This window comes from Variovorax sp. 10L421 (genome assembly GCF_056395365.1).
Genome location: NZ_JBFTJJ010000001.1, coordinates 410,787 through 423,120, shown reverse-complemented (window position 1 = coordinate 423,120; position 12,334 = coordinate 410,787). Strand labels below are relative to the sequence as shown.

The 12,334-nt window shown below is 66.0% G+C and carries 11 protein-coding genes; all 11 read right to left on the bottom strand.

Annotated features, from left to right (window positions below; translation table 11 throughout):
• Positions 1-22: 22 nt before the first annotated feature.
• Entirely contained in the window at positions 23-1,102 is a 1,080-nt protein-coding gene (glnL, locus tag AC1DFC_RS02030; protein WP_056510423.1) for a nitrogen regulation protein NR(II), read from the bottom strand.
• A 4-nt stretch (positions 1,103-1,106) separates the two neighbouring features.
• Entirely contained in the window at positions 1,107-1,613 is a 507-nt protein-coding gene (locus tag AC1DFC_RS02025) for a hypothetical protein (RefSeq protein WP_007829405.1), read from the bottom strand.
• A gap of 135 nt (positions 1,614-1,748) precedes the next feature.
• Entirely contained in the window at positions 1,749-3,164 is a 1,416-nt protein-coding gene (glnA, locus tag AC1DFC_RS02020; RefSeq protein WP_007829403.1) for a type I glutamate--ammonia ligase, read from the bottom strand.
• Positions 3,165-3,310: 146 nt separating this feature from the next.
• Positions 3,311-4,111, bottom strand: coding sequence for a competence/damage-inducible protein A (locus tag AC1DFC_RS02015; RefSeq protein ID WP_007829401.1), 801 nt, complete (start codon positions 4,109-4,111; stop codon positions 3,311-3,313).
• Complete coding sequence (locus tag AC1DFC_RS02010) at positions 4,108-4,998, bottom strand: EI24 domain-containing protein (protein ID WP_007829399.1); 891 nt, start codon at positions 4,996-4,998, stop codon at positions 4,108-4,110. Before AC1DFC_RS02010 ends, AC1DFC_RS02015 begins: the two co-directional genes overlap by 4 nt.
• A 50-nt stretch (positions 4,999-5,048) precedes the next feature.
• Positions 5,049-6,023 carry a sterol desaturase family protein gene (locus tag AC1DFC_RS02005; protein ID WP_007829397.1) on the bottom strand — a complete coding sequence of 325 codons (975 nt, stop codon included), beginning with the start codon at positions 6,021-6,023 and terminating at the stop codon, positions 5,049-5,051.
• A gap of 13 nt (positions 6,024-6,036) precedes the next feature.
• Positions 6,037-6,849, bottom strand: coding sequence for a polysaccharide deacetylase family protein (locus AC1DFC_RS02000; protein WP_007829395.1), 813 nt, complete (start codon positions 6,847-6,849; stop codon positions 6,037-6,039).
• A complete protein-coding gene (locus AC1DFC_RS01995; RefSeq protein WP_478178615.1) occupies positions 6,833-7,840 on the bottom strand; it encodes a YncE family protein in 1,008 nt (335 codons plus the stop codon). The genes AC1DFC_RS02000 and AC1DFC_RS01995 overlap by 17 nt, the downstream gene beginning before the upstream one ends.
• A gap of 90 nt (positions 7,841-7,930) precedes the next feature.
• Positions 7,931-8,680 carry a pseudouridine synthase gene (locus AC1DFC_RS01990; protein ID WP_413331316.1) on the bottom strand — a complete coding sequence of 250 codons (750 nt, stop codon included), beginning with the start codon at positions 8,678-8,680 and terminating at the stop codon, positions 7,931-7,933.
• Between the two features lie 61 nt (positions 8,681-8,741).
• Positions 8,742-10,478 carry a gamma-glutamyltransferase gene (gene ggt / locus AC1DFC_RS01985; protein ID WP_413331317.1) on the bottom strand — a complete coding sequence of 579 codons (1,737 nt, stop codon included), beginning with the start codon at positions 10,476-10,478 and terminating at the stop codon, positions 8,742-8,744.
• A gap of 37 nt (positions 10,479-10,515) precedes the next feature.
• Positions 10,516-12,087 carry a class I SAM-dependent methyltransferase gene (locus AC1DFC_RS01980; protein WP_237726042.1) on the bottom strand — a complete coding sequence of 524 codons (1,572 nt, stop codon included), beginning with the start codon at positions 12,085-12,087 and terminating at the stop codon, positions 10,516-10,518.
• Positions 12,088-12,334 lie beyond the last annotated feature (247 nt).

Genomic DNA, 12,334 nt, shown 5'->3' with positions numbered 1-12,334 from the left:
GCATCTCCTTGTTGCCGGGCTGCTAGGGCAGCGGTATCAATATCTTGAAATCGGTTCGGCCCGGGACGCTGTCGCACTCGATCACGCCGTGATGCTGTTGCACAAAAGTCTGTGCGAGCGTCAATCCCAGCCCCGTCCCGCCTTCCCTGCCCGATACCAGCGGATAGAAGATGCGGTCCTTGATCGTGTCCGGCACACCCGGTCCATTGTCGATGACATGCAATTCCAGTGCCAGTCGATACCACTGCTTGTTGAAGATCACCTGGCGGGCGATGCGCGTCTTGAAAGTGATCTGCGCATCGCCGGCCGCGCGGCGCTCGGCCAGCGCCTGCGCGGCGTTGTGCGTGATGTTGAGCGTGGCCTGGATGAGCTGCTCGCGGTCGCCGCGGAACTCGGGAATCGACACGTCGAAATCGCGCTCGATGTGCAGGTCGCGCGGAAACTCCGCAAGGATGACCGAGCGCACGCGTTCGCACACCTCGTGGATGTTGACGTCGCCCACCACGTGCGGCCGGCGGTGCGGCGCGAGCAGGCGGTCGACCAGTGTCTGCAGCCGGTCGGCCTCGTGGATGATGACCTGGGTGTATTCGATGAGGTCGCGCGATTCGACCTCCATCTGCAGCAACTGTGCCGCGCCGCGGATGCCGCCGAGCGGGTTCTTGATCTCGTGCGCGAGGTTGCGGATGAGTTCCTTGTTGGCCTGCGCCTGGTCGATGAGGCGCTCTTCGCGGTCCTGCCGCACCTGATGCTCGAGCGGCGACATCTCGATGATGAGTTCGCCCTTCTTGTCGCCATGCGCGAGCGTGACCTGCACCGGCATGAGCTCGTGGTTGACGCGGCGCAGGAAGGCTTCGTAGCGCAGGGTGGCGAAGTCGTTGCTGCTCGCGCCGTCGATCGCCGTGCGCAGCACCTGCGGCTCGTGAAAGCACGCACCGAACTGCGACCCCTCGAGGGTGCGCCGCGATGTGCCCAGTGCGTCTTCGAGGCCTGCATTGGCAAACAGCACCGAGCCGTTGCTGTTGACCACCGCGATGAGCGTGGACAGCAGGTCGAAGGACTGGAAGCGCGGATTGGCGCCGCTCGCCTTCTTCCCGAACACCATATGGCTATTGCGGTTGCTGCTTGTTCGGCAGGCGGCCGATCTCGCGGCGGATGCCGGCGATGTCGCTTTCGTTGCGCGCCAGCTCGGCCTTCATTTCGGCGACGCGGTCCAGGTACTTCTGGTAGTTGCGGCCTTCGCTGCCCTGCTTTTCAGGCTCGCCGTTGTTGTATTCCTTCTGCAGCTCGGCCTGGCGTGCCTCCGCCTTCTTGAGTTCAGCTTCGAGCACCGAGCGCGCCTCGCCGTCGCGCGCGCGCTGGTCAACACCTTCGACACGCGGGCTGCCCGCCGGTGCGCGTGCCGCGGAAGAGCCACCGGACGACGCGGAGCCGCCCGAAGTTTTCGTGCCTTGCACGACCGTGACGTTGCCGCCTTCCATGACCTTGCAGCCCTTCTGCTGGGCGATGGTGGCGTTGTTGGTGTACTCGTTGCCGCAACGCCAGACGCGCTCCTGCGCGAGCGCCGGTAGCGCGATCAATGAACCGGCCAGAAAAATGAGAGAAGCAGTCTTCATGTGTATCGGTGGAGGGCGGCGACAAAGGTGCATTTTCGTGCAATTCGATGCCAACCGTGACCAAATGTTCCAGGCCAATGAAAAAGGACGGCCGAGGCCGTCCTTTTGTCTTGAATCCCCGTCAGGGGCTCGCCTTTACAGCGAGTAGTACATGTCGAACTCGACCGGGTGGGTCGCCATGCGGAAGCGCGTGACTTCCTGCATCTTCAGCTCGATGTACGCATCGATGTATGCATCGGTGAACACGCCGCCCTTGGTCAGGAACGCACGGTCCTTGTCCAGGTATTCCAGGGCCTGGTCGAGGCTGTGGCAGACGGTCGGGATCAGCGCGTCTTCTTCCGGCGGCAGGTGGTACAGGTCCTTGCTGGCGGCTTCGCCCGGATGGATCTTGTTTTCGACGCCGTCGAGGCCCGCCATCAGCAGCGCAGCGAAGCCGAGGTACGGGTTCATCAGCGGATCGGGGAAGCGCGCTTCGACGCGGCGGCCCTTCGGGTTGGCCACGAACGGGATGCGGATCGAGGCCGAGCGGTTCTTGGCCGAGTAGGCCAGCTTCACCGGGGCTTCGAAGCCGGGCACCAGGCGCTTGTAGCTGTTGGTGCCGGGGTTCGTGATGGCGTTCAGGGCACGGGCGTGCTTGATGATGCCGCCGATGTAGTGCAGGGCGAAGTCCGAGAGACCTGCGTAGCCGTCGCCTGCGAACAGGTTCTTGCCGTCCTTCCAGACCGACTGGTGCACGTGCATGCCGGAGCCGTTGTCGCCGACGATGGGCTTGGGCATGAAGGTGGCGGTCTTGCCGTAGGCGTGGGCCACGTTGTGGATCACGTACTTCTGCAGCTGGACCCAGTCGGCGCGCTGGACCAGCGTGCTGAACTTGGTGCCCAGTTCCATCTGGCCGGCGTTGGCCACTTCATGGTGATGCACTTCGACCGGGATGCCGAGCGATTCGAGCACCAGGCACATTTCCGAGCGCATGTCCTGGAAGCTGTCGACCGGGGGAACCGGGAAGTAGCCGCCCTTGACTGCCGGACGATGGCCGGTGTTGCCGTGCTCGTATTCCTTGTCGGTGTTCCACGAGGCTTCTTCGGAGTCGATCTTCACGAAGCAGCCCGACATGTCGTTCTTCCAGCGGACGCCGTCGAACACGAAGAACTCGGGTTCCGGACCGAAGAAGGCGGTGTCGCCCAGGCCGGAGGCCTTCATGTAGGCTTCGGCGCGCTTGGCGAGCGAACGCGGATCGCGCTCGTAGGCCTTGCCGTCGGCGGGGTCGATCACGTCGCAGGTCAGGATCAGCGTCGTTTCTTCGAAGAAGGGATCGATGTTGGCGGTGTTCGGGTCGGGCATGAGCTGCATGTCCGAAGCTTCGATGCCCTTCCAGCCGGCGATGGACGAACCGTCGAACGCGTGGCCCGAGGTGAATTTGTCTTCATCGAAAGCCGAGACCGGCACGGTGACGTGCTGCTCTTTGCCACGGGTGTCGGTGAAGCGGAAGTCGACGAACTTGACCTCGTTTTCCTTGACGAGCTTGAGTACATCGGCGACGGTCTTTGCCATCAGTTTCTCCTGAGTTGGATGGTGGTTAGGAATACAGGGACGAGGGATGCAGTTTCTGTGCCATTGTCGCCTCACCCGACGACGCTTTGGCGAGCGCTGCAAACCCCAAATAGAGGCGGAAATTCACCAAGTTGGTGCAATCGACATCAACGCACCAATTCTGGGCCAAGCTTGGCATCAAAGGTGTGCAACCCTTCGATCAGCTGGACATAGGCGGCATCGAGCCGGCCGGGGTCGCCCTTGACGCCCAGCTCGATGTGCCGGCCATATTCAGGGTGGTCGACACTGGGCAGGCTGAACACCTTGATGCCGGCGTGCGCGGCCTCGATGGCCTGCATGAGCGGGGTCAGCGTGGCTTCCATGGCACCGAAAACGATCACCGATTTCTCGGCGACGGCATTGCGGGTGAACAGGTCGGCGTAGCGACTGTCGAGCACGGACTCGATCATGGGCCAGGCCATGACCGGAAAGCCCGGCACGAAATGCACGTGGTCGACGCTGAAACCCGGAATCTTGTTGTACGGGTTGCGGATGATGGTCGCGCCCTGCGGGAACACGCCCATGTTGAGGCGGTGGATGTTGTCGGGACGGTCGGGCTCATAGGGCAGGCCCTGTTCGTCCGCCGTGTCCCGCATGCGTTCGCGGATCAGCATCTCGGCTTCGGGGTGCAGCGCGAGCGGCACGCGCAGCGCCTGCGCAGCGCACTGGCGGGTATGGTCGTCGGGCGTGGCGCCGATGCCGCCGGTCGAGAACACGATGTCGCCCGAGGCAAAGGCGCGCATGAGCGCGGCGGTGATGCGCGCGGGCTCGTCGCCCACGTACTCCGCCCAGCCGAGCTGCAGGCCGCGCGCGGCGAGCAGCTCGATGACCTTGGCCATGTGCTTGTCGGCCCGCTTGCCGGAAAGGATCTCGTCGCCGACGACGATGAGACCGAATGCGCGTGTCATGGTGAACCCCATTGAGAGAGTGCGGCCTTGCTGGCTCCCTCGGCTTCGAGGGCCGACGTGGTGCCGGCGGCGGTCGACGCTTCGGCCACGGCGCGCTGAGCGCGCAGCTGCGCCAGCGCGTCGAGGCAGTAGTGCGCGAACCAGAGCGCCGAGAAGGCGAAGACCAGTGTGTAGATCCAGATGGCGATCGGCACCAGCACGAAGAAGGCGGCGGCGAACAGCAGGCCCGATGCCCAGACGATGCTGGGCGCGGCGCCCAGGTAGCCGCAAAGCACGCCGATGCACAGCAGCGGCAGCCGATGCGCGCGCAGCAGTGCGGTGCGCTCCTCGGGGCTGGCATGCTCGGCCAGCGCATCGAAGCTCATCACGCGGTAGGTGAGCCAGCCCCAGATCAGCGGCGGCAGGATCAGCACCAGCGGCGGAATGAGCCACAGCGGCATCGACACCACGAGGGCGATCAGCGCCAGGATGGTGACGCCCAGCGAACGCGCGACGCTGCCGAAGAACGAAGCGCCCTTTTTCTGTTCGAGCGAGGGAAAGCGCCGTTCGGCCACCAGCTTCGTCAGCGCGGGCGCCATGAAGCCGGCCACGATCAGCAGGCAGAGCACCACGATCACCGGGGTGGCGGCAAACACCACGACCAGGGACGCCAGCGCGGAAGTGACGTCACCGGAGAAAAGACGGCCGATCCAGGCCCAGAAGCTCGACAGCAGCGGCCAGGCGTCGAGCGCGCCGCGCGTCCATACAACCGCGTCGTCCCAATAGAAGTAACCGAGCCCCGCGGCCAGCACCACCATCAGGCCCAAAGGCAGCAGCGACAGCACGATCACGCGCGGCAGCATGCAATAGGCGACCGCGCGCCAGAAGGAGTCGAGGAGCAGGCGCATGAGGCAGCGAGGATAACGCGTCGGACGCGCCTTTCAGGGCCCGGAGCCCCTCAGCCGCGACCGGCCATCCGCTTCAGGCCGAGCCACTGCTGGGCCCAGAAGCCACGGCCGTAGTCGCGCACGCGCCCATTCGCGTCCGGCTCGACCTGGTCGCGGATGCCGGTCGGGTCGTAGCGATCCTCGAAGTTCGCGGTGCGAAACAGCATGTCCCACCACGGCAGCAGCACGCCGAAGTTGTGGCCGCCCAGCGTGCTCTTGCCGTTCGACTCGTGCCCCAGTCCGATGCTGTGGTGCAGCCGGTGGAAGCGCGGGCTGATCCACAGCCGCTCGCCGATGGCGCCGAAGCTCAGCCGCAGGTTGGCGTGCTGCAGGCTTTCGCTGAGCTGCGTGAAGGCGACGAAGGCGATGAACTGCCCCGGCGCCACGCCGATCAGCTGCGCCACGATGACGATCAGCGTGTCATGGACGATGTCGTCGAGCAGGTGGTTGCGGTCGTCGCTCCACATGGTCATCTGGCGCTGCGAGTGGTGCAGCGAATGCAGGCCCCACCACCAGTTGAACTGGTGCTGGCCGCGATGGATCCAGTAGCCGACGAAGTCGAGCACCACGAGGTAGATGGCGAAGGCCACCACCGGCACGTCGGTCACGCCGGGCCACACCTCGTCGAGATGAAAGGTGCCCCACCCCGCCGTGCGCAGGCTGCCCAGTGCGTCGTCGAAGAAGGGCTGCAGCGTGAAGAACAGCGCCAGCCGGAACAGGCCGAGGCGGTGGATCAGCGTGTAGAGCACGTCGATGCGGACCGCATGGCGATCGACCACCGGCTCCACCGAGCGCCAGCGCTGCAGCGGCCCGATGACCGCGATCAGCACCAGGATCTGGATGAGGCCGACCAGCAGCCAGCCGGTGGCGTCGAAGGCGTCCTCGGTCCAGCCGCCGAGGCCGACGGCATAGACCAGCGGCTGCACGGCGGTCTCGAAGAACCAGCCCTGCAGGGCGGAAAAGGCGTCTGTCAGCCAATCGATCATGGCGGCAACTCGGTCAGGGGTGGGATGCGATCCAGGCGCGGAAGTCCGGATGCTGGCGCAGCGTCTGGAAACAGAAGCCCTTGGCCTTGAGACCGACGATCAGCGGCTCGAGGTTGGCCGGCGCCCACGGGTCCTTGCGCGACCAGATGCCCAGGTGCGCGAGCAGGATGTCGCCAGGGCGAATGGTGTCGAGCGCCTGCGTCAGCAGCCTGGCGTTGCTGAACTTCTCGCTCGGCAGTTCGTCGCCGAGGAAGCCGGCGGGTGCCCAGCCGACGTACTTGTAGCCGCAGCCCTCGGCGGCGGCCAGCAACGCGGGGGACGTCTTGCCGCCCGGCGCGCGGTACAGCGGCAGCGGTTTCTTGCCCGTGATGGCGGCCAGGCGGTCGGACGACTTGCGGATGTTGGTGCAGTACTCGGCCGCGCTCCAGGTCGATTCCTTGCCGTCCTGCGGGCCGGCCGAAGGCTTGATGCGGAAGCTCGGCGGCGCGCCCTTGACGTCGGCGCGCCAGTACGCGTGGTCGTAAGTGTGGGAGCCGAATTCGTTGCCCTCGGCCGCCCTCGCCTTCCACCACGGCGCCCAATGGTCGTCGAGGCTGTCGCCGTCGGTCTGGGTGCGCTCGGCGGCGGCGAAGAAGGTGACGCGCACGTCCTGCCGCTTGAGCACGTCGGCCACCAACGGGGCGACGCCCATGTGGCCGGTGTCGAAGGTCAGGTACACGGGCTTTTCGCAGGTGGCGCCCGGCTGCGCGCCCCAGGCCACGGGCGCCAGGGCCCCGGCCAGCGACAACGCGAGGGCCGCGCCGATGCGGCTAGATGCGCTTGCCATGATCGAGCGTCCAGACACCGTGCGGCGAACGGCCGACGTTGACCTGGCGCACGACCTTGTTGCTGGCCAGGTCGACCACGCTGAGCTTCTTGGCCCATCGCGAAGTCACGTACAGCGTCTTGCCATCGGCCGAGACGTCCATGCAGTCGGGGCCACCGGGCACGGGATAGTTCGCGATGACCTTCAGCGTCGCCAGGTCGATCCGGCTGATGCTGTTGGCCACGCGGTTGCTCACGAACACGCTCTTGCCGTCGCCGGCCGAACGGAAGGCGTGGGCGCCCTTGCCGGTGGGGATCTTGCCGACCAGCTTCGGCTCGGCGCCGGCCACGTCGAACACCTGCACGCCGTCGCTGCCGGTCAGCCCCACCAGCAGGGTCTTGTCGTTGTGCACGCCGAAGATGTCGGCCGGCATGGTGCCGGTGGCGATGCGCCACTTGACGGTCTGCGTCGGCAGGTCGATGGCGATCATCTCGTCGCTGTCCTGCATCGTCACGTAGGCGATGGTGCTGGTGTTGTCGATCCAGATGTGGCTGGGCGTCTTGCCGCTGGCGATGCGCTTGGCCAGCTTCAGGTCTTTCCCGTCCCAGCGGTAGATGTCGACGTGGTTCAGGCGGTTGCCCGCCGTGACGAACCACTTCATGTCGCGCGAGAACTGCAGCTGGTACGGATCGATGATTCCGTAGACCACGCGCTGCACTTCGGCCGTGCGGGGGTTCAGGAAGGTCAGCGAATCGCCCGCCGAGTTGGCCACGATGACCGATTTCTCGTCGGGCGTCATGTAGAGGTGGTGCGGCTCCTTGCCGGTGGCGATGCGCTGCTTTTCCGTCCAGTCGACCGGATTGATCACGCTCACGTTGGCATCCAGCGAGTTGAGCACGAAGATCGGCGGAGGTTCGGCCGGCGCGGCAGCAGCGGTGTGTGCCGCCAGGGCCGTCAGACAGGAAAGCAGGAAGGCCGCGGTGCGGCCGTTCGGTCGAGCAGGGAGTCGCAAGGGAAGGTTCCGAGAGAGAGCTGCGAATCTTAACGGCCAGGTCTTATGGCTGGCTGACCGGGAATACGCTCTTTCGCTCGCTTTTCCCCTCTATTTCGCCGGTTTCGCCGGCTTGGCCGGCGCGCGCAGCGCCGCGACCTCTTCGGCCGTCAGCCACCGCCACTGCCCCGGTGCCAGGTCGCCGGGCAGCACCAGGTCGCCGATGCGCGAACGATGCAGTCCCTCGACCCGATTGCCGACCGCCGCCAGCATGCGCTTGACCTGGTGGTATTTGCCCTCGGTGAGCGTGAGCCGCAGGTGCAGCGGGCTGTCGGATTCGCAAGCGGCCGCGCGCACGGGCTTCGGGTCGTCGTCGAGCACGACGCCGGCCAGCAGCTTCGCGATCTGCGCTTCGTCTACCGGGTGCTTGGCGGTCACTTCATAGACCTTCGGCACATGATGCTTGGGCGAACCCATCTTGTGGATGAACTGACCGTCGTCGGTCATCAGCAGCAGGCCGGTGGTGTCCTGGTCGAGCCGGCCGATCGCCTGCACGCCCTGCACCGCCCCCTTGTTGGGGCGCAGGCGCAGCGGCGACGGCAGCAGCGTGTAGATGCTCGGGTAGGTCGAGGGCTTCTGGGAGCACTCGGTGCCGGCCGGCTTGTGCAGCATCAGATAGGCCTTCTCGTGGTACGCCCACGCGGTGCCCTGGACGGTGAAAAGCAGGCCGTCGGGATCGAGATCGGCAAAGGGGTCGGTCACCGCCTGGCCCGCGACGGTCACGTGGCCTTGCTGGACCAGGCCCGCGCACACGCGGCGCGTGCCGAAGCCCTGGGTGTAGAGGATGTCTTGCAGGTGCATGAAAAATGAAAAAAGCGGCCGTGCCGACAAGGGCACGACCGCCTTCTAGTTTGCCGCAGTATCAGTAGCCGGCGGCCAGGCCGGTGTTGCGGCGGGGGTCGTTGGCGCCATAGAAGCGGTTGGCGCCGACCGGCTTGCCACCAAGGGATGGCGCACCGACGATGATCGCCGCCAGGTGGTTGGCCGGCTGCGGCACGCCCAGGTTGTGGCCCATGTCGGTCAGGATCTTGCGCGTGTCGGGGCTCAGCGCGAAGGTCTCGACGTTGGTGACGTCGGGCAGCCACTGCTGGTGGAAGCGCGGCGCGTCGACGGCCTCCTGCACGTTCATGCCGTAGTCGACGACGTTCAGGATGGTGTGCAGCACGGCCGTGATGATGCGGCTGCCGCCCGGCGTGCCGACCACGAACACCGGCTTGCCGTCCTTCGACACGATGGTCGGGCTCATCGAGCTCAGCGGGCGCTTGCCCGGCTCGATCTTGTTGGCCTCGCCCTGCACCAGGCCGTAGAGGTTGGGCACACCCACCTTCGCGGTGAAGTCGTCCATCTCGTTGTTCAGCAGCACACCGGTCTTGGCAGCCGTGACCTTGGCGCCGAACCAGTCGTTCAGCGTGTAGGTGACCGACACCGCGTTGCCCCACTGGTCGGTGATCGAATAGTGGGTGGTGTTGCTGCCTTCATGCGGCGCCACGCCGGGCTTGATGTCCTTCGAGACGCCGGCCTTCTTCGGGTCGATGGCGGCGCGGATCTTCTCGGCGTAGCCCTTGTCGAGCAGCCGCTCGAGCGGGTTCTTCACGAAGTCGGGGTCGCCCAGGTAGCTGTTGCGGTCCACGTAGGCATGGCGCATGGCTTCGATCTGGTAGTGCACCGATTGCGCCGAGCGGAAGCCCAGGTCCTTGAGCGGATAGCCCTCGAGGATGTTGAGCATCTCGCAGATGATCACGCCGCCCGAGCTGGGCGGCGGCGCCGACACCACGCGGTAGCCGCGGTAGTCGCACTCGACCGGCGCGAGTTCGCGCGTCTTGTACTGGTCGAGGTCGGCCTGCGTGATGATGCCCTTGCCGGCCTGGCTGGAAGCCACGATGGCCTGGCCCACCCAGCCCTTGTAGAACCCGTCGGTGCCCTTGGCGCTGATTTCCTTCAGCGTCCTGGCGAGGTCTTTCTGCACCAGCTTCTGGCCGACGGCGAAAGGTTCGCCCTTGTTGAGGAAGATCGCGCCGGAGACAGGGTCCTTCTTGAAATCGTTGGTGGCCGTGAGCAGCATGTCGATGTCGCCCTGCTCCAGCGCGAAGCCCTTGTCGGCCAGCTGGATCGACGGGGCGATCAGGTCGGCGCGCTTCATCGTGCCGTACTTTTCGCGCGCGTACTCCATGCCGGAGACCGAGCCCGGCACGCCCACGGCGAGGTGCCCGTTGGTGCTCAGGCCCTTGATGACGTTGCCGTCCTTGTCGAGGTACATGTTGGCCGTGGCGGCCAGCGGCGCCTTCTCGCGGAAGTCGAGGAAGGTCTTGCGGCCATCGGCCAGCTGCACAGTCATGAAGCCGCCGCCACCGAGATTGCCGGCGGCCGGATACACCACCGCCAGCGCATAACCCACGGCCACCGCCGCATCGACCGCGTTGCCGCCGCGCTTGAGCACGTCGACGCCGACCTTGCTGGCCAGGTGCTGCGCGCTCACGACCATGCCGTGCTCGGATGCGACGGGCGCCACCGACGCGGCATTCGACGCGCCGGCGGCCGCCAGCGCGAGCACCGCGGCGACGGCGGCGCGCAGCTTCGGGGTCCATTGGATTTGTTGCATGGGAAAGTCTCCTCTTGGGCGTGATGAAGAATGAAGTTCAGGCCGTCAGCAGTGCCTTGCGGCGCAGGGCGTCGAGCGCCAGCGCGACCTGCTGGCGGGCGAATTCCTTGACTGCCGGCGGGTCGGTCAGCGGCTTGTCGTCCTTGACGAAGCGCAGGCGATCGCTGCGCACTTCCGCTTCGAGATGCTCAGCCAGGGCGTCGTGCGAGTGTGTGCCGTCGAGCAGCGGCAGCAGGCTTCGCTCGAGCAGCGTCAGCACCACGGGCTCGTGCCATTGATTGCAGGTGTTGGCTGTGGCACCGGCGCCTGACGCAAGGCCGGAAGCACCCCGAACAGCGGGCAGGACCCGCGGCCGGTCGGAAATCGCGTCGGCCGCCGGCACCGCAGTGCGGCGGATGCGCAGGGCGCCGAGGATCAACAGCTCTTCGAGCATGGCCAGCACGGCGGCCTCGACTTCGGCGGGCGGCTGCGCCGTGAGCGCGGAGGTGGCCTCGATGAGGGCCGGGACCGACATCGACGCCGGATAACGCATGTCGAGCAGATGCGCCACCGCCTTGTGCACCGGTACCCGCAGCGTGACCTTGCGGCCCTGGATCGCGCTGCACGGCTGCTCGCGGGCATCGAGCGTGAGCGCCTCGCCGCCGTCGGCCTTGAAGACGCCGGCGAACTCGAGCAAACGGATGCGCGCGGGCTCCAGCTTGTAGCGGATATGCCTGGCCTGCTCCTGCTTGACCAGCAGGGTCTGGCGGAAGGTGCGATTGACCAGGAAGTCGAGGTACTGCTCCATCATGACCTGGCTGCCGCCGCATTCGCGCAGCAGCGGATCGCGCACCTTGTCGCCGTAGTTCTGCACGAACATCGTCGACGGCTCCGCATCGGCCAGGTAGGCGAGGCCATGAACGTTCGCGCGCGCCACGAACTCCTTGAAATAGCACGGGGCGTTGCAGGGCTCGAGGAACTCGTGCAGCAGGTACGAGCTGTTGGCGCTGCGCACGATCGGCATCGCCTCCTCGAGCGTCTTCTTGAGCACGCTGTCGGCGCGGGCCGACTGCTCGAGGAAATCGAGCATGCCGCGTGCATAGGACAGCTTTTCGTCGGGCGTATCGCGTGGGCCACCGCGCAGGATCATTGCGTCGCGCACGATCTCGCGCGCCTTCCAGCCGGGGTACACGTTGTAGCTCACGTAGGCCACGCCGCTCGGCGCGAGGTTCTCCGAGCAGATGCGCAGGATCGCGTCCTGCACCGGGCCCGGCACCCAGCTGTAGACGCCGTGGCACACGATGTAGTCGAACTGGCCGAACGAGGCGTCGATGTCCGCAAGGTTGAAGGCCTTGAGCTCGATGTTCGACAGCCCGGCGCGCCCGATGGCCGCCATGCCCTGCGCCACCTGCACCGTCGAGAGGTCGACGCCGATCGCAGAAGCCTCGGGGTGGCGCGCCGCAAAGGGAATCAGGTTGCCGCCGGCCGCGCAGCCGAGCTCCAGCACGCGGGCCGTTGCAGGAGACGGAACATCGAGCCCGAAGAGAAATGCCAGCGCTTCCAGATGCTCCATTGCCGACTGTGGAAACGGATGCGAATCATAGGGCACCGTGTCGTAGTAAGTGGTCAACTCTGAAGTCAGCGAATCCGGCACGGGCGTCCTTTTCGGGATCTGGGCAAGCGGCAGTGCCTTGGTACGGGCACCGCGGGCAGCGATGGATTGCAGCAAATGCAATGTGACAACGCTGGCCGACTATAGCCCGCGTTCGAGCAAAAAAACGAGCCCGAGCAGGCCGCGCGAATGGCACAGAAAAAAGCCCAGCCGCGAGGGCTGGGCTTGAAAGCCTCTCTGCTTGGCATGCATCGAGGTCCCCGCA

What these genes read in the sequence shown, in the direction of transcription:
- AC1DFC_RS02005 (WP_007829397.1), bottom strand. Translation starts at nt 6,023, where the DNA reads ATGATCGATTGGCTGACAGACGCCTTTTCCGCCCTGCAGGGCTGGTTC.
- AC1DFC_RS02025 (WP_007829405.1), bottom strand. Translation starts at nt 1,613, where the DNA reads ATGAAGACTGCTTCTCTCATTTTTCTGGCCGGTTCATTGATCGCGCTA.
- AC1DFC_RS02010 (WP_007829399.1), bottom strand. Translation starts at nt 4,998, where the DNA reads ATGCGCCTGCTCCTCGACTCCTTCTGGCGCGCGGTCGCCTATTGCATG.
- glnL (WP_056510423.1), bottom strand. Translation starts at nt 1,102, where the DNA reads ATGGTGTTCGGGAAGAAGGCGAGCGGCGCCAATCCGCGCTTCCAGTCC.
- glnA (WP_007829403.1), bottom strand. Translation starts at nt 3,164, where the DNA reads ATGGCAAAGACCGTCGCCGATGTACTCAAGCTCGTCAAGGAAAACGAG.
- AC1DFC_RS02015 (WP_007829401.1), bottom strand. Translation starts at nt 4,111, where the DNA reads ATGACACGCGCATTCGGTCTCATCGTCGTCGGCGACGAGATCCTTTCC.
- ggt (WP_413331317.1), bottom strand. Translation starts at nt 10,478, where the DNA reads ATGCAACAAATCCAATGGACCCCGAAGCTGCGCGCCGCCGTCGCCGCG.
- AC1DFC_RS02000 (WP_007829395.1), bottom strand. Translation starts at nt 6,849, where the DNA reads ATGGCAAGCGCATCTAGCCGCATCGGCGCGGCCCTCGCGTTGTCGCTG.
- AC1DFC_RS01990 (WP_413331316.1), bottom strand. Translation starts at nt 8,680, where the DNA reads ATGCACCTGCAAGACATCCTCTACACCCAGGGCTTCGGCACGCGCCGC.